The sequence below is a fragment of the Bacillus sp. AK128 genome, assembly GCF_053903075.1.
Genome location: NZ_CP096379.1, coordinates 3,529,745 through 3,548,294 on the forward strand (window position 1 = coordinate 3,529,745; position 18,550 = coordinate 3,548,294).

15 protein-coding genes are annotated in these 18,550 nt (G+C 37.4%); 6 read left to right on the top strand and 9 right to left on the bottom strand.

From position 1 onward, the window contains the following. Window positions 1–37: 37 nt before the first annotated feature. A complete protein-coding gene (locus tag M1D60_RS17710) occupies window positions 38–1,243 on the top strand; it encodes a YhgE/Pip domain-containing protein (RefSeq protein WP_456276154.1) in 1,206 nt (401 codons plus the stop codon). Window positions 1,244–1,249: 6 nt separating this feature from the next. Further along, window positions 1,250–2,236: a 4Fe-4S dicluster domain-containing protein gene (locus M1D60_RS17715; protein WP_456276155.1), complete on the top strand. Its 987-nt coding sequence runs from the start codon at window positions 1,250–1,252 to the stop codon at window positions 2,234–2,236. Between the two features lie 211 nt (window positions 2,237–2,447). On the opposite strand, the gene M1D60_RS17720 is transcribed toward M1D60_RS17715, so the two are convergent. From M1D60_RS17720 to M1D60_RS17730, 3 genes are all read right to left on the bottom strand, one after another. Then, window positions 2,448–3,065, bottom strand: coding sequence for a hypothetical protein (locus M1D60_RS17720; protein ID WP_456276156.1), 618 nt, complete (start codon window positions 3,063–3,065; stop codon window positions 2,448–2,450). A gap of 374 nt (window positions 3,066–3,439) precedes the next feature. After that, on the bottom strand, window positions 3,440–3,682 hold the full coding sequence (locus M1D60_RS17725; protein WP_456276157.1) for a hypothetical protein: 243 nt from the start codon (window positions 3,680–3,682) through the stop codon (window positions 3,440–3,442). Between the two features lie 224 nt (window positions 3,683–3,906). Then, window positions 3,907–4,731, bottom strand: coding sequence for a S1C family serine protease (locus tag M1D60_RS17730; RefSeq protein WP_456276158.1), 825 nt, complete (start codon window positions 4,729–4,731; stop codon window positions 3,907–3,909). A gap of 159 nt (window positions 4,732–4,890) precedes the next feature. Here M1D60_RS17730 and M1D60_RS17735 point away from each other — a divergent pair, with 159 nt between their 5' ends. Next, a complete protein-coding gene (locus M1D60_RS17735) occupies window positions 4,891–6,516 on the top strand; it encodes a diguanylate cyclase domain-containing protein (RefSeq protein WP_456276159.1) in 1,626 nt (541 codons plus the stop codon). 209 nt (window positions 6,517–6,725) lie between these two features. Continuing rightward, window positions 6,726–7,904: a class I SAM-dependent rRNA methyltransferase gene (locus M1D60_RS17740; RefSeq protein ID WP_456276160.1), complete on the top strand. Its 1,179-nt coding sequence runs from the start codon at window positions 6,726–6,728 to the stop codon at window positions 7,902–7,904. A gap of 43 nt (window positions 7,905–7,947) precedes the next feature. Here the strand turns inward: M1D60_RS17740 and M1D60_RS17745 are convergent, their stop codons facing one another. After that, complete coding sequence (locus M1D60_RS17745; RefSeq protein WP_456276161.1) at window positions 7,948–8,628, bottom strand: TerC family protein; 681 nt, start codon at window positions 8,626–8,628, stop codon at window positions 7,948–7,950. 404 nt (window positions 8,629–9,032) lie between these two features. On the opposite strand from M1D60_RS17745, the gene M1D60_RS17750 reads away from it, so the two are divergent. After that, entirely contained in the window at window positions 9,033–10,850 is a 1,818-nt protein-coding gene (locus M1D60_RS17750; RefSeq protein ID WP_456276162.1) for a dihydroorotate dehydrogenase, read from the top strand. 12 nt (window positions 10,851–10,862) lie between these two features. On the opposite strand, the gene proC is transcribed toward M1D60_RS17750, so the two are convergent. The 3 genes from proC to speD form a co-directional block, all read right to left on the bottom strand. Then, window positions 10,863–11,672, bottom strand: a complete 810-nt coding sequence (proC, locus tag M1D60_RS17755; RefSeq protein ID WP_456276163.1) for a pyrroline-5-carboxylate reductase — start codon at window positions 11,670–11,672, stop codon at window positions 10,863–10,865. A gap of 145 nt (window positions 11,673–11,817) precedes the next feature. Further along, on the bottom strand, window positions 11,818–13,005 hold the full coding sequence (gene nagA, locus M1D60_RS17760) for an N-acetylglucosamine-6-phosphate deacetylase (protein ID WP_456276164.1): 1,188 nt from the start codon (window positions 13,003–13,005) through the stop codon (window positions 11,818–11,820). A gap of 185 nt (window positions 13,006–13,190) precedes the next feature. After that, the gene (gene speD / locus M1D60_RS17765) at window positions 13,191–14,000 is read right to left on the bottom strand and encodes an adenosylmethionine decarboxylase (protein WP_456276165.1); all 810 of its coding nucleotides are present in this window, start codon (window positions 13,998–14,000) and stop codon (window positions 13,191–13,193) included. A 214-nt stretch (window positions 14,001–14,214) separates the two neighbouring features. Between speD and M1D60_RS17770 the strand changes: the two genes are divergently transcribed. Beyond that, entirely contained in the window at window positions 14,215–15,480 is a 1,266-nt protein-coding gene (locus tag M1D60_RS17770) for a CAP domain-containing protein (RefSeq protein ID WP_456276166.1), read from the top strand. A 68-nt stretch (window positions 15,481–15,548) separates the two neighbouring features. Here the strand turns inward: M1D60_RS17770 and M1D60_RS17775 are convergent, their stop codons facing one another. After that, window positions 15,549–17,057, bottom strand: a complete 1,509-nt coding sequence (locus M1D60_RS17775; RefSeq protein WP_456276167.1) for a cobyric acid synthase — start codon at window positions 17,055–17,057, stop codon at window positions 15,549–15,551. After that, a complete protein-coding gene (locus M1D60_RS17780; RefSeq protein WP_456276168.1) occupies window positions 17,050–18,441 on the bottom strand; it encodes a cobyrinate a,c-diamide synthase in 1,392 nt (463 codons plus the stop codon). Before M1D60_RS17780 ends, M1D60_RS17775 begins: the two co-directional genes overlap by 8 nt. Window positions 18,442–18,550: the final 109 nt, after the last annotated feature.

Here is an 18,550-nt window from a genome sequence, read left to right on the forward strand (position 1 = left end):
TCAACACAGTGTTCATTATAAGGAGGAAGAGATTGTTATGAAATTCTTTAAACAAAAATTAGTAGTATTGTCACCTTTACTTGTCCTTACAGTTGCTCTTATTTTTTCACTTACATTGGTTCCATCTATTAACCCTACTCCGAAGAATATGCCGATTGCCATCGTCAACGAAGATGAAGGCGTTGAAATTCCGAAGCAAGGGAAAATGAATATGGGGAATGCACTTGTTGAAAAAGTTCAATCTATGTCCAGAGAAAACTCTAATGAAGAAACGATTATTAATTGGATATCTATATCAGATAGAGACACGGTTATGGAAGGATTGAACAATAAAGAGTATTATGCAGCACTCATCATCCCTAACGATTTTAGCCAAGACCAAGCTTCACTTCAATCACCAAAACCTTCTTCACCTAACATTGAAATATTAATTAATGAGGGGATGAATGCTACAGCCGCAAGAATGGCTGGACAAATGCTTACCGGAATTACTGAAAACATCAGTCAAAATGTGTCAATGCAATTACTTGCTGGATTTGAAAAGAAAGGAGAGAATATACCAGCTAATCAGGTTGCTCTATTAATAGATCCACTTACTGTGACTGAAACAAATGTTAACGCAGTTGGAAAACATAGTGCAAACGGGAATGCACCTGTTTCATTCATTCAACCACTTTGGATGAGTAGCATCGTTGGGGCAGCTATTGTCTTCTTTTCAATGAGGAAAATGAAAATGGTAAACAGAAGAGAAAGTCTCTTATCAAAACTCACTCAGACTGTTGCTGGATCTCTTTTATCCTTTATTGTTGGATTGGGGTTAACCGGTATTTTGGACAGTTGGTTAGGCTTCCATATTCCAAACTTTTTAGACACAGCATTATTTGTGAGCTTATCCTATTTAACTTTCTTTTTGCTAATATCCGCCGTAACTAATTGGTTTGGTTTTAAAGGTATTGGAGTATTCGCTTTACTCTTTTTCTTTGGGATACCACTTTTATCAATGCCTCCTGAATTTATGTCTGCCTTTTACCGAGACTGGATTCACTCTTGGCTGCCAATGCGATTTAGTGTAGAAGGTCTCCGCAACTTATTGTATTTTGGAAAATCTTTAAGTTTTGATGGGCCAACCCTAGCTCTATTTAATATTTCATGGATCAGTTTTTTAATCATATTTGTTTCGGCTTTTAAACCAATACCACAAAATGAGCAAGGCAACATTAAAGAGAACATCCAAGAGGGGTGATTGGAAATGACAGAATTACTGGAGAAAAAGGTAAGAAATCTAGATGATCTCATAGAATTCATGGAAACGAAGCCTCGAAATTTTGGAGAACTAGTTCATTCAGCAGCTGATTCAAAGCCACGTCGTTCTTTTGCACCATTAATTCCTAAGAATGAGACATCGGTTAAAAACTTTACGTTTTCACAAAAATTAAAAATTGCGCCTAGAATGGCTAGATTAATGAAGGGAATGTGGAATGGTAAACGTTACTATAGTAAAAGAGTTGAATCGAAACAAACAGAAGCTCCAATGGAAGTTTTTGATGAAATAAAACAATTGGCTCAAAGATTAGGAGCAATTGATGTAAAGTTCGTAAAGGATTTACCTTTGAAGCAAGTATTTAAAGGTAAATCAATACCTCATCAAAACGCAATCGTGTTCACTGTTGAGATGGACAATGAAAAAATCCAAACTGCCCCGAGCTTTGAATGCTTTGCTGAAGTAGCAAAGGGATACGGTGATTTGGCTGTCATTTCAAATGAAGTGTGTGGGTTTATTCGAGAAAAAGGGTACTCTGCCTATCCAAGCACGGCAATGGGAGGACAAATGGATTACGTTGCAATTGGTGAATTAGCAGGTTTAGGAGCAATCGGATATCATGGACTTCTAATTACACCTGATGCCGGAGCTAGAGTTCGAATAAGTACCATTTATACAGATATTGATACGTTTTCTGTCGAGACAGAAAATCCACACCTATGGGTACGAGATTTTTGCTCATACTGTAGAAAATGTGTTCGAAGCTGTCCAGTTCAAGCAATTAACACTGAACCACAAATGAATGAAAATGGAGATATAACGTGTATCGATTATAAAACATGCATTAAATATTTCTCTGCAAATTTTGGTTGTGCAAACTGTATTAAAGTATGCCCTTTCAGTACAGCAGGTTATCATAAAATACACAAGGGGTACTTAAAGAAAAAGGGAGTAAATGAGAGAACTGACAATTAAGTAACTCTAATTTAGAATGAATAGATGAAAAGAGGCACTCGGTAAGCTCGAAAGGGTTTTGGACTGCCTCTTTCTATCATACTTAACGAGTGCCATTCCTTTAATCCAAATAACTGCTCCGTTAATAAATCCCACAAAAATAGCACTTCTCCTTCTTGAAGAAATGCCCCCGTTAACCATCCAAAGTGCCTTTCCTTTTATCTGAAGTAAATTATATCTTTCCAATCATACGCTTTATCTGCAACTCCAATTCTTTGAGCTGGCGTGAGTTTCTGATCCATTTTATAGGCTTTATAAGGTGAACAGAAATTGTAATATGTCCTAAAAATAGTAATCCGTATTGGGCATATTCAGGATTAAAATTAGAGTAGATATAACTTTTTCCATCTCCTCTTGCAGATACTAGCGGTCTTTCTAATATGGTAATACCTCTTCGAATTTGATTAATAAAAGTATCTTTTGCTTTGTTGTTTACCTTTTGAATGAGTCTAGCAAGCTCTCCTGGTTCCATTGAACTTACATCTGTTGTAACATCTACTGTGGCCCAACCGGTATCCTTAAAAGGAAGTGGATGTGTAATTGGGGTTTGAGCCCATTTACGAAATGTTTTCTCTTCTTTATTCACTATTTCAAAAAAGGGGTGGCTTTTTAGTTCATCTTCAAGCTTAAGTCGAGCTATTTGGAATATGCTTTTTTCATCCATACCTAATGACTTTGCCCGTTCCTTTAGTTCAGTCCGCGCATCTCTATAATCCTGTATATTTTCTGGTAGTGAATTACTTTTGTCTTCCAATTTATAAATGAAATGATGTAAATCGCTAAGTCTCACTTCTTTGAAAAGACACTCATTAACGCAGATATTATTGAGGAATCATCATAATCTGTTACAAATCGCCATTCTTTTACTTGTTTTGCTATCAGAATCTAATTTATATCTTTGGGGTTTACCCTTAGCGTCATGTTTCATTTGGGGTAACCCGACGCTTGAACAAAATGGATTTATACAGCAGTTCATTTGAATTACAAACTCTTTTCCTTTTAAAAAGACCTTAACCTGGTCGAAACAATGTATGTCTAAATTTCGTTGCAAAACGGTTAGGCTGTAATTTTTCATAAAACTCCTTGCGTTCGAGTAATTCAGCCTGAGACACCGGTATTTCAATTTCAACCAGATTGTCCGTTCTATCGACCAACCTCTTTAATTTAGCCACTTATCTTTTCCTCGTTAATCATTAATTGTTCAATCATTCTCTTATTTCTGCGTTTTCGAAGGATCCAATCAAGAAATTTCTCATCTTCTAAAATATTTTTCAAAAAACGGTCAACAATCTCGCTTTCATTTAAGTGGGTATATTCTGCATAGTATTTAACAATCGCTCTAGTGTGGTCTGTTACTTTCCAATCAACTTTCTTACCTAGATCCTCTTTTGGTTCAATGAACTTCATAAAATTGACCACCCAAATGACAATAGAGTTGACAGTCAAATTGACAATGATTTTTTCTTGTACAACAAGTATTTTCACAAGTAAACACTATTAAACATTTGGGTGTCAATTGAAGGGGATAAATTCAGAAAAGCTCGTCAGAATAACAAAAATGGCGTGGTCATTTCACACGCCATTTTCTATGTCATTTCGTTCATATGCACCTCAAATCTGAACGGTTTAAGCTAATCAGTCACCTGGTTTATTATTTCTTCTAGATAACTAGACGGTGTCGCAACTCCAACAATCTCTTTTGTATCAATATCTGGATTTTGCAGGGTGGCAAATATTACACCAATTACCTCGCCGTTCTTATTAATCACCGGACTCCCACTGTTTCCTTTATAAATAGGAGCCTCAATCATCATGACAGGAAGGTCCCATCCTGATAATTTTGTTTCCCCTATGATTTCTCCCTCATTCGCTATTTGAGTAAAGCTGAGTGGATTTCCAATAAAGGTTACATGGTCACTAACCTGCCAGTTCTTTGTGAAGTTAAAAGGTAAAACAGGTAGGTCATTTGCTTCAATATCAACAATCGCAATATCAAGCTCAGGATATGTAGCAATCACTTTGCCTGCATATGAATCACCTGCTTTAAAGTGAACATTCACATTCGATGTATGGTCAACCACATGTTCATTCGTTATAATAAGACCGTTTGCTTCAACATTAAAGCCGGTCCCCTTAACCCCAGCCCATTCAATCGTTACAACTGACTGCTTCATCTCTTTAATATTTTCTTGCTGTGACAACCTAGCAGATACAGCAAGGAATTCAACAGCTGGTAGGTTAATAATTTTAGGCCATATCGCAAGACCATTGACCAATAATACCAAGACAAGAATCCCACCAATTACTCTAGAGTATACTTTTTTGCGATTTTTCTTTTTCTTTTTTAACTCTTCATATTTCTCATCATATTCTTCGTTGAAGAAGGCGTCGTAGTCAAAGTCTTCCCTCTCATGCTCAAAAGGACCTTCGTTTTTTTCTTCTAAATCCTTATCCATTCTTCTCCTCCAAATTTGTAAGTTACTACTATTATTTACAATTCCCATCAATCTGTACAGTACTGAGCTTATCATTTAGTTTGCACCAAAAAAGTCGACAAAATATGACATCTTTCTGTTAAAATAAAACTGGGTAAAACAAAAAAGGGGATTATAGTGATGTCCGTTACACTTAGAACATATTTCGTTATTATTTTTTCATTATTTACTATAGTTTTAACTGCTTTTCTTAGTTTTACAATAAGTAAAGAATCTGGACAGGAAGTTAAAAAGCAAATTGGCGAAAACTTAGCAAGAGACTCCTTTCAAATGGCTGATAAATTAGATCAGTTTATGTGGTCCCGTTACGGGGAAATTACCGTCCTTACTAAGCTAGACGTTTTACGAGATGCTAACAATATACAGTCAATCACTGATTTATTAAATGAGTTAAAAACAAGCTTTCCTTCCTTCTCTTGGATCGGCTTTACCGACCATCAAGGAACAGTACTAGCATCAACCGATGATATATTAAAAGGAATGGATATATCTGAAAGACCTGTTTATTACGAAGCTCTTGAAGATACCTTTATCGGTGATGTTCATGAAGCGGTATTACTCGCTAAACTTCTTCCGAATCCAACTGGTGAACCTATTAAATTTGTTGACATAAGTGCTCCTGTACAAAACAAAGAAGGAGAACTTGTTGGCGTCCTAGCATCCCACTTAAGCTGGGAATGGGCTGAGGAGATAACCGAAACTGTGATTCAACCTCTTCAGAAAAAAGAAAAGGAACTAGAAGTCTTTATTGTCAGTAAAAATGATGACACGATCCTTTTGGGACCAAGAGATATGATTGGGCAGCCATTACACATTAATGCTGTGAACCAAGCACAAACCAATAAAAATAGTTGGTCTATAGAGCAGTGGCCTGATGGGAAACATTATGTGACAGGTTACGCGCTGGCTGATGGATTTCTTAATTATCCTGGACTAGATTGGGCTGTGATTACTCGCCAACCAGAGGCAGTTGCCTTTTACTCCGTTCAAGAACTAAAAGAAAACATCATAACATTGGGATTATTTTCTACAGTCCTTTTTGCTGTAATGGGCTGGTACTTAGCTGGAATTATATCTAATCCACTAAAGCAGATTGCAGTGACAGCAGACAGATTGAAAAATGGTGAAAAATTAGAAATTCCTATAAAAAAGGGAATCCGAGATATTGAAATCCTTTCTACCTCACTTCGCCATTTAATCGAAACTTTGGTTAAAACAGAGACCGATTTAGGAAAAATGGAAATGATTGCTCACCAGGATAAGTTGACAGGTCTTCCTAACCGATTAGCACTTGATGTGTATATAGAAGAGGCAATCCGAACTTTGCAAAACCCTAATCAACATCTATTATTTTTATATGTTGACCTTGACGGGTTCAAATCAGTAAATGATACTTTAGGCCATTATCACGGAGATTTATTATTAAAGGCCGTTGCCAACCGAATAAAGGGCTGTTTACGTAGTAATGAATTTGTATGTCGTTTGTCTGGTGATGAATTCCTCATTGTGGTAAAGTCGAATTCTGCTAATGGTCATTCAGAAGGTAAAGCGGTTGGAAATCGTATAATTGAAGTAATAAATAAGCCTTTTGAAGTGGAAACAGAAGTAATTAACATTAGCTGTAGTATCGGAATTTCATTATGGGATAATGAAAATGAAGACCCGTACACGGCAATCCGACATGCCGATAAAGCTCTCTATTTATCAAAAGACCATGGGAAAAATCAATTAACTTTTTATAAGTAAGTAACGAGCCTTATATTCCTAACTAGGGAAAAGCTCATCAGCATAATGTACTAGCGTGAATCGATATTGATTCACGCCTTTTTTATACCCGCAAAAAGCTAGTGTACTCTAACGAAAACAACTTACTATATTAAAAAGCATTTAAAAAATCTGACACTAGGTAAAACTAATGTTATGATGGATAGCGACTATGATTCGGAGTGGTGAAAATGACAAAAGTAATTTTGGAACGAAAAAGAAAAAAACGTATAGAGCAAGGACATCCTTGGGTTTATCAGAGTGAGGTTAATCGAATTGAGGGTGAATATGAACCTGGTGACATCGTGGATGTATACAACCATCAAATGCATTTTCTAGGAAAAGGGTATATTAATCCAAGATCGCAAATGATTGTTAGAATTCTTACATACAAAGAAGAAGAAATAAATGAAGCCTTTTTCATTAATAAAATTCAAAAGGCTTGGGAACTTAGAAAATTATTAATTCCAAATGTTGATTCATGTAGAGCTATTTATGGTGAAGCAGATTTTCTACCAGGTCTAGTTGTCGATAAGTATGAGGACACACTAGTTGTTCAAATTATGGCTCTAGGTATGGAAGTCAGAAAAGAATGGATCCTTAAAGGATTATTAGAGACATTCAAGCCTAAAGCAATTTACCTAAGGAATGATGTGTATGTTCGTGAGCTTGAAGGTCTTGAACAAGAAAAGGGATTTTGGTATGGTGATGGACCAACAGAGGTAGTCATTGAAGAAAACAATGTAAAGTACTTAGTCGATATAAAAGATGGTCAAAAAACTGGATTTTTCTTTGACCAACGTGAAAATAGATCGGCCATCAAGCCTTTTATTACATCTGATACCACCTTGTTAGACTGCTTTACACATACCGGTTCCTTTATGCTAAATGGTTGTTCTTACGGAGCGAAGCATGTTACAGCTGTTGATATTTCAGAACATGCCATTGAAACAGCAAAGAAAAATGCAGAATTAAACGGTTATAAAAACGTTGATTATGTGGTGGCTAATGCATTTGACTACCTAAGAGAAGCAGTTAATGAAGGAAAGCAATGGGATGTAGTGATTGTTGATCCACCTGCTTTTGCAAAATCTGCTCATGCAGTAAGAAAAGCATTAGGAGGATATAAGGATATTAATTTAAACGGGTTAAAGCTAGTTAAAGAAGGTGGATATTTCATTACTGCAAGCTGCTCTTTCCATGTCCGTTCTGATCAGTTTAAAGAGATGCTTCAGGATGCGGCTGCAGATGCAAGGAAAGTACTCCGAGAACTTCATTGGAGCGGTGCAGGCTATGACCATCCGAAGCTTTTAGCTGCAGAGGAAGGTAGCTATCTTAAATTTGGAATTTATGAGGTACATTCAAGATAAAAAAAGCGACAAGTTCACTTGAACTTGTCGCTTTACTATTATATTAAGCAGCCTGCTTTTCAGGTGTTTTTCGTTTTGACTTTACATAAGCGCCTAAGCCAATTACTGCAGCAACCACTAGTGCTTCAAAACCATACTTAATTACAGAATTTTCAAAGTAAGGCTTCATGAATGGTTCCCCTACAATCATCTTAGAGGCAGTCCATGCTAATACTGCAGCCCCAATCGTGATTATAATTGGGTAACGCTCTACAAATTTAAGGATAATTGTACTTCCCCAAACAACAATCGGAATTGAAATCAGTAATCCTAGAATAACTAATAGGAAGCTACCGTGAGCTGCACCAGCTACTGCTAACACATTGTCAAGACCCATTAGTGCGTCTGCAATGATGATTGTACGAATAGCAGCCCAAAAATTAGATCCTGCTTCAACGTTATGATCTTTTTCATCCGTAAGTAATTTATAAGCTACCCAAAGGAGTAGTACCCCACCAATTACTAATAATCCTGGGATTTTTAACAACCATACAACTAATACTGTTGCAAGTGCTCTAATTCCTATTGCCCCTACTGTTCCCCAAATGATAACCTTCTTTTGCATATGCTTTGGAAGGTTTCTAGCTGCAAGTCCGATTACAATCGCATTATCACCTGCTAATACTAAATCGATCATAATAATCGCCAGTAATGCAGAGAAAAATTCAGCTGAAAATAACTCCATTTTTTATTTCCCCCTTGTATATATCTCTTTTTAAATAGTAGCCAACTCTGCGCACTCTCTTTTTATCTCAGTAAGAAAGCTTACATACATGAAGAAAAGCCTCCACCATAACAGGTAAAGGCTCCTAAAAAAGGGAAGACCTTTACCATTCGCATGATAAAGGTCTTGCCAACAACGCTCCGTTGTCCAATAAAGCCGGTGATCTTGCGAAAATCACGGCATGACGACTTTATTGTTAAGCTACTCCCCTTTTGTTCCGAGGCTAATTAAATTATTACTTAATTATATTTCCATTTTTTACTTTTGTCTATAGTTTTTCAAAAATTGAGCAAAATTATCTAATTATTCTGATTTATTATATGTGATAAAATAATAATTATAATGTTATGCTAAGGATGATTTTGATGCCAGATTGGTCATATCACACGGTTTTTAAACCACTTTTAAACTCAATACACCCTGCTACCAGCAGAGAATTGATCCACCGCTCGATGAATATGATATCAGCTCTTCCATTTGGAGAAAAGTTCATTGAATTCCTTGGTCATATGAAGACACCCTCTACTAGTAAAAAGGAATTGTTCAATACCTCTTTTCCATCTTCAGTCGGGCTTAGCGGCAGGATTGACCCTCAGCTGACTGGAATTAATGCATTTCAACACCTTGGGTTTGGATTTATTGAGATTGGTCCGATTACAATAGAAGGAAACAAAGAGGGTCAAATAACGAAGAACGACAACCAGATTAATCAATCTAGCTCCATTTCAATAGGATTAGAAGAAGCTAAGAAGAAACTAAGTTTGATAAAAAAGAAAAGACTTCCGTTTCTCTGTAGACTAGATGGTTCATTCCATGATATACAGACGCTTATTAACACCTTTTTCACCCAAGCAGACGGTTTCATCATCAATTATCGTCCAGAATTAACCGATGTTACTTTATCGGAACTCCAAAAAAAACTTGGTGGAAAAGGAGTAATAGTCTCATTCAAACACGATGAATTAAGTGACTTGCTCAATCATGATCATTCTATATTATCCTCTATAGATGGGATTATGTTAGAGGACCCTCAACTTAAGCAAGGAGAGGAACTCAAATCAGCCCACCTAAAGCTTATTCATCACATGAACATGCTTGGCATACAGGTACCTATTCTCACCGTTGGTGGAGTTAAGGAGCCAAAAGATGCATTAGATTTATTGGACGAAGGAGCCTCGCTTATTCTTTTAGGCTTTGAGTATATTTTCACGGGCCCCGGCTTACCTAAACGGATTAACGAAGCGTTGCAACATCGAGATTCCAATCAGCAATTAGAAATTAAAGGTTGGATTTGGTACTGGCTGTTTGGGTTATGCATCCTATTAGCTGGTTTTCTTACTCTTTTGTTCAGTATGACTAAAGTGGTTTTACCCTATGATGAACTATTTCTACAAATGGTAAGAGGAGAAATTGTCGAATACAATCCACTCATTCTTAATTTTATGGCACATGACCGAATGACCCTTGCTGGGACGATGATCTCTGGTGGGTTTCTATATATGCAGCTTGCTAAACACGGAATAAGACGAGGACTTCATTGGACAAAAAAGGCTGTCAACATTGGAGGAATCATAGGCTTTTTAGGAATCTTATTATTCATTGGTTATGGTTATTTTGACTGGCTACATGCTTTGTTTTGGGTCATCCTATTGCCCTTATTTATACTAGGTCATTATAAAACCAAAGAAGCAACTCTCACACCAAGTGGAATCAATCTTAGGAACCATATCAGCTGGAAAGTCAGTTTGATTGGCCAGCTTTCTTTTGTTATATTGGGCTTCTCATTAACCATTGGTGGCATCGTTATTTCCATAATTGGAACTACATCAGTCTTCGTCTCGACGGACCTCACTTATCTATGTATGTCTGTTGAGCAATTAAATGAATTTAACAGCAGGCTTATTCCTGTGATTGCTCATGACCGGGCTGGCTTTGGAAGTGCACTATTAAGCGTAGGATTGTTGGTCTTGATGCTATCACTTTGGGGAATCCGTGAGGGAGAGCGTTGGGTATTGTGGACATTAACAGTCGGTGCTGTCCCTGCATTTTTAGCAGGTATTTTGACACATTTCTTTATTGGATACTTAGACTTTATTCATTTATTTCCTGCCTATTTGGCCTTAGCCTTTTACTTTATAGGTATTGTCTTTTTAGCCCCTTATTTACTAAAAACAAAAAAGTAACCCACGGCTGGGTTACTTTTTTCCTAATTGTCGTGATTTATTTGTAGCATTTTCCATTGCTGTTAAAACAGCTCCACGGAATTGCTGTTTTTCTAGGGTAGCAACCGCTTCAATCGTAACTCCGCCAGGCGTACAAACCTCATCCTTTAATTCACCAGGATGCTTATCTGTTTCTAGTACCATCTTGGCAGAACCTAGAACTGCCTGAGCAGCTAGCTTATAAGCCATTTTTCTTGGAATCCCGTTCATCACTCCGCCATCGGCTAGTGCTTCGATAAACATATATACATAGGCTGGAGAACATCCGCTTATAGCAGGAATCGCATCCATTAAGGATTCATCCACAATTTCGGATTTACCAAAGCTATTGAACAAGCTTGTTACTTGCTCCTTTTCTTCATCCGTTATTAAATGATTCACACATAGCACACTCATGCCCTCACCTACTAAGGATGGTGTGTTCGGCATTGATCGTACTACTTTCACTTCATGATCAAACTGACTTTCTATAAAATCAATATCGATTCCTGCAGCAATCGTGATAATGATCGTTTCTTTATTTACATTATTCTTCACTTCTTGTAGAACATCCTTATATAAATGAGGCTTTACTCCAATAAAAAGGAAATCACACGAACTCGCTACTTCTTGGTTTGAAAGAGTTACATTGATATTATACTTTTGTTCTACTAGCAGTAATGTTTCATCTGAACGAGCACTTCCAATGATTTGATTGGGTTTCACTAACGATGATTGCAGCATTCCTGTGATCATGGCCTGCCCCATCTTTCCACAGCCAATAAATCCGATCCGTTTATCCATTCTTATCAACCTCTTTCATTTGGAAACGATACTACTTAGAAGCATTAGTGCAGTTTTAACATCCATAGGTGGCAATATGTACCGTTTTAACTAATTACTCCATTCTAACAAAAACCTTTGAATAAATCGATAAACAATTGTATAACTATGTAAACTTTTTAAAAGCAATTTCACCACGACAAATTGTCATGACGACTTCTAGCTTCTCATTTAATATAACAAGGTCTGCATCCTTCCCCTTGGTAATACTTCCCTTTCGATGCTCCAGCTTTAATCGTTTAGCCGCATTAGTAGAAGTCATCTTTACTAAATCATCTATAGAGGCATTTGTGAATTCATGCATGTTTTGAAGAGCCTTTTCCATCGTTAATATACTTCCAGCAAGAGTTCCATCTAAAAGAGTAGCTCTATCTTTCCCTACTTTAATTTCTTGCCCTACAAAATCATAGGTTCCTGGCTCTAAATTTTTTGCCCGGATTGAATCAGTGATAACTAAAATGTTGTCACTTCCCTTTATCTGATAAACTAGCTCTAGCATTTTAGGATGAACATGAATTCCATCCGGAATGACCTCTACTATTAATTCCTTGTGCAAAAGAGCTCCAGCAGCAATCCCGGGTTCACGATGATGAACGCCAGACATCGCGTTAAAAAGGTGAGTGACCTGAGAGGCACCTGCTAACAAAGCCTCATGAAGCACCTCGTAACTTCCATTGGAATGTCCAATCGAGGCGATGATTTCTTGTTCAGCTAGATATTTTGTTAATGCCAAACCATTTTCTAGTTCTGGTGCTAGAGTGACAACTTTTATGAATTCTTCACTAATCTGATTCCACTTTTTGAATAGGCTAACATCTGGCTCTATCACATGTTCTAGCGGTTGTGCACCCACTTTTTCCTTTGATATAAATGGACCCTCTAAATGGATTCCGAGCATTTCTGCTTTACCACTCTGCTTAACTGAGCGGAGATAATGTGGAACATTTTGTAATACCTTCTGGATTTTCGCCTCACTATCAGTCGCCGTCGTAGCCAAAAAGCTTGTTGTTCCTTCACATGGAAGGCTTGTAGCGATTACGTCATAAGCCTCTATGGTTCCATCCATAACATCAGCTCCATTAAGTCCATGAATATGAAGGTCTATCATTCCCGGAATGATATAGTATCCAGAAGGAAATGTGATTAACTCATATTCATCCTTATCTTGATGGGTCAGTTCTGACATGGAGCCAAAATCTATAATCGTTCCTTTATTCACTTTTACAAATCCATTATTCAGCACCAACTCTTCAGTGACCACCTGACAATTCGAAACAATGAACGGACCTCTCATCTTTTTCACTTCCTTACATGACTACTATCTTTTCTACATTTTATCGTACTCACCAAACAAGTGCAGTCTAAACATTGGTTCAATTGGTCTTTACTACTAAGATTAAAGTAATTTATTGCTTTATTTGTAATGTTTTAATGATTGTTCAATTCAAAAGAGAACCTTCAAAACGGAAGGTTCTCTTTTTATTGAGTGATATTTTTACCGTAAAAAATCTCTTCCATTTCAGTTTTTAACAGCTTTGAAATTTGCTTCTGTTCTTCTTCAGATAGGGAGTCCTTACGATGTCCAAATAAATAATTATCTAAATCAAATTGTCTAAGTCTACATTTGGTATGGAAGATGTTTTCCTGATATACATTCACATCAATCATATGATATAAGCTCTGCACTTCTTCAGGGATGTAGTTTTGGATCGAATTGATTTCATGATCGATAAACAACTTATGACCTTGTACATCCCTCGTAAAGCCTCGAACACGGTAATCAATCACCATTACATCGGTCTCAAAAGAGTGAATTAAATAGTTTAAGGCTTTAAGAGGAGAAATCTCTCCACAAGTCGATACATCAATATCTGCTCGGAAGGTACTTATACCGTCAGCAGGGTGATATTCAGGGTAGGTATGAACCGTTATATGACTTTTATCTAAGTTTGCGACAACCGCATTCCCTAATGGACCCGGTGATTCTTCAAACGCTTCCTTAGGTGCCTCATCAACTGGACCTTCAGACACGAGAATTGTCACACTTGATCCCTGTGGAACATAGTCCTGCTTGGCAACATTTAAGATATGCGCCCCAATCATGTCGGTTACTGTTGATAATATATGTGTTAATCGCTCAGCATTGTATTGCTCATCTATATAGTTTATATAAGCTTCTCTTTCTTCCTTCGTCTTCGTATAGCAAATATCATACATATTAAAGCTTAGTGACTTCGTTAAATTATTAAAACCATGTAATTCAATTCTCTGCTCTGGAGTTAATGACATTTTTAGATCCCCTTTACATCATTCATTATTATATATTGTTAAGTTGGAGGTCTATTCTATTCACTAAACTAAAGAGAAGGATAAAATTACCTGTTGTGTAGTCACCTTCCTAATTTAAGGGTTACCAATCTTCACGAAAATTACCAGCCATAATCCAATAGAAAAAAATCAAAACTATAACGAATAAAAATTCCAGCCTTAGGAGGCTTCAAAGATGATTAATAAAAAAATACTGACCATACTTACCTCACTGCTTTTAGTGTTACTAGTTGCTTGTAATAATAATATGAATCAAGGCGCTGCAGGCAACACTGGACAACAAAACGATACTCTTTTAAAATCACGACACACAGCTGATGAATACGTAACAAATGTAAACCACGGATATACAAATACAACAGCAGATAGAAATTACGCTAATTATCAAGACGATACTACGAACAACACCGAAAGATTCAACAATCGAAATACAGCAAATACAAGAAACAATAACGGAAACAACATGGATACCAATATGGACACCAATGATGGAAGAGCTAACACTAGAAATGTTACAAATGGTGAAGGATTTGGACAAAATGATAACAATGATGATTTTCAATTTGGCCGTAATGTCAATGACCAACCGTTTATTGAGCACGAATTAGAAAATCCAGGTGCTAACATTTCGGCTGATGTAACGGATATTTCTAGCAATAAATATCCACACACAAAAGCAATCCTGATTCAGGAAGCAAAATACAAACATGTTAAGGTTGACGATATTAAGGCTAAAGCACAAGGCCTAATAGACCAAGCCCAAACAAGACTTAGAGGTAAAGCAAATCAACAAGCCCAACAAGGAATGAACCAAAACGCAGCAAACCAAGGAAACAAGCAAAACTTAACTGCCGCTCAACAAGGACAGCAACAAAATGCTGCCACACAGAATCAAATGAAACAAAATAACGCTACTGCTCAAAATCAACAGGGAACATCCCAAGCTCAACAAACGCAAGAGCAACAACAGGCAACACAACAGCAAGCGGCTGCGCCACAAGAAAAACCTGCTGAACAGCCAGCTCAAGAAACAGCTGAGCAGAAAACTGCACCAAATACAGCTATAAGTGAGTTTGAATCAAAAGTGATAGAGCTAACCAATGCAGAAAGACGTAAGAACGGTTTAAAGGATTTAGCAGCAGATACATCATTAAGTAATGTGGCAAGAGAGAAATCAACTGATATGCAAAAAAACAATTATTTCTCACATACAAGTCCAACTTATGGATCACCATTTGATATGATGAGGGATTTTGGAGTAACTTATAACACAGCTGGGGAAAACATTGCCCAAGGTCAACGGTCACCTGAAGAAGTCGTACAGGCTTGGATGAATAGTGAAGGACACCGTAAAAATATCTTAAGCGATAAGTTTACCCATATTGGAGTAGGCTATCAGCAAAACGGACATCACTGGACCCAAATGTTTGTTGGAAGATAGGCTGAATCGGCTATATGCTGATCTCTAGAAAAATGGCCGGAACTTGATTCCTCCGGCCATTTTCCCTTTTATGATTGGGTCGCAAATTCAATCATTTTATCCTTAATTCGTTCAAGATTCACATTCTTTCTTACATGACTAGCAAGTCGGTCAAATTCAGTCTCCCTCAGTTTATTAAATGAAGCACGTCCATATATTTCAGAAAGTCCCTTTTCTTTTCTAATCTTATTAAGCAATATTTCTCTAAAGGAGTCATTATGGAAAATACCGTGGAAATAGGTACCAATTATTTTTTCATTCTCACTTTTGCAACCATCTGTACCTTCTTCCATTTGAATTAATGGTGACAAAGTTAGGTCTGACTCTGTTTTTCCCATATGGATTTCATAGCCTGTTACCTCAATACTTTTACCTTCAAAAGACAATCTTCCTTTTGAAAGAACCGTTCTTTTTTCTTTAATCATGGTCGTATTAATAGGTAATAAGCCCAAACCAGTAATCGTTTGTGGATTAGTTTCAACACCAATCGGATCTGCTATCGTTTTCCCTAACATTTGATAGCCACCACAAATACCCGTTAGCATGGATCCTTTTTCCTTCACTAGCTCTAAAAGTTCGCCTTGAATGCCTGTATCCTTTAAATACTTCAAATCTTCAATCGTATTCTTACTTCCAGGAAGAATAATAAGGTCTGGATCATTTAATTCACTAGCAGTTGTTACAAACCGCACATGGCAATCTGGTTCAATGAAGAATGGATCAATATCAGTGAAATTTGAGATCATGGGATAACGAACAACAGCAATATCAATATCCTTTGTTAAATCTCTCTTTGTTTGGTATTGATTTAAAACAACTGAATCCTCTGCATCTATTCTTAAATTAGGCAGAAACGGAATGACTCCAAGTACGGGTTTCCCTGTATATTCTTCAAACCAAGTAAGTCCTGGCTCAAGTAGAGTTAAGTCTCCCCGAAATTTATTTATAATGACACCTATTATACGGTCACGTTCACTTTGGTCTAGTAGCTGTAAAGTCCCAACAAGGCTGGCAAAAACCCCACCTTTATCAATATCCCCTACCAAAATAACGGGTGCATTTGCTAATTTAGCGACTCTCATATTAACGAGCTCACGGTCATTTAGATTAATTTCAGCCGGACTCCCTGCTCCCTCAATTACGACTCGTTCAAAATTAGACAGTAGATTTGTTAATGATTCTTTTATAATCCCAAGCCCCGTGTCAAAATAATCCTGGCGATATTCCCCTGCCTTCATGTTTCGCAATGGTTTACCGTGGACAACAATTTGAGACTCGTACTCTTTAGTCGGCTTGATTAAGATTGGATTCATATCCGTTGTGGCAGCAATCCCTGCTGCCTCCGCTTGAACACCTTGCGCTCGGCCAATTTCTTTACCATCAACTGTAATATACGAATTAAGTGACATATTTTGTGATTTAAAAGGTGCTGTTACATATCCATCCTCTTTAAAAATTCGGCAAAAGGCTGTCGCAAGCACACTTTTACCTGCGTCAGAATGAGTACCTTGAATCATGATTGGCAGCCCTTTATTCATCTTGTCTTCTCTCCTCGCACAGTTTGATCCAATTCCTAACCATCTCTGGGCAGGATGCAAAATGAAAATGTGTGTAACCTGCAATTAAATGATTTCTCATATAACCCTCTTTCCCTGCCTTAAAATACCCCTTCGTCTGATAGGCAAAAGTTGATTGATCATCCATGTCATTCGCTTCATAGCTAGAATAATGGTACTCATGACCTTTTGCGGTGACTCCATCTGGCAATAAGTAGTTACCTGGCTCCCCCTTTACCTCTCGATAGCCAATTGACGTAAGAGTAGGATTCATGACAACTTTACCTGGAATAATTCCAGCCATCTCATACTCCTGCTTACTAGTTGTGACCATACTTTCTGCTAAATACATAAAACCACCACATTCAGCCAGTGTAGGTAATCCATTTAATATGGCTTGTTTAATAGATTCTCGGACTTCTCTATTCTGTGATAATTCATCAGCGAATTCCTCAGGAAACCCACCTCCTATGTAGAGCCCGTCGACATGCTCTGGTAAAGTCTCTCCTTTTAAAGGCGAGAAATAGACTAATGAAGCTCCATATGCTTCGAGTAGCTCTAGATTCTCTTGATAATAGAAATTAAAGGCTGCGTCTTTTGCTACAGCTATTCTTACTTGCATCTGTTTTTTCCTAGGTGTGAAAATTGAGTGGTGATGGGTGATTGCCAACGTTTTACTTGGTGGCGCGAGTCTTAGGAGCAAATCTAAATCAATCGTTTTTTCTACAGTTTCGGCTAGTTGATTAAAATAGGAATCTAGCTCTCCTCGTTCAATGGATGGAACTAAGCCGAGGTGACGTTCAGGCATTTCGATATATGTATCTTTAGATAAGTAGCCAATAACCGGAATCCCACATTCTTTTTCAATGGCTGCTTTTACTAGCTGAAAATGACCAAAACCGCCAACCTTATTTGCAATCACTCCGGCAATTCTTGAATCATTTTCAAAGCATTGAAACCCTTTTACGACTGCCGCAGCACTCCTTGCCATACTATAGCAATCTACAATCAGGATTACAGGTGTATCTGTTATACTGCTAATTTCAGCAGTACTACCCGCATTACTGGTTGGACTTTCTCCATCAAAAAAGCCCATCACCCCTTCAATAATTGATATATCAGCTCCAGCCTGTCCACGAATGAAGATATCTTTTAACACTTCTTCATCTAACATCCAACTATCTAGATTACGAGAGGGACGATTCGTAACAGCGGAGTGATAGGCAGGGTCGATATAATCCGGACCACACTTAAAACCCTGAACAATCAGCCCTCGCTTATGCAAGGCAGCCATGATTCCAATCGTTATGGTGGTCTTTCCAACACCGCTGGCAGTTCCAGCAATGATTATTCTTTTAGACGACATGTTTTTTCACCTCTACTTGTACATTCATATCTTTATTATAAAGGTTAAAGAGTAGTTGTTGGTATTTTTGAGTGTTTTGGATCTGCAATAGTCATAAACTGAGGTGAAT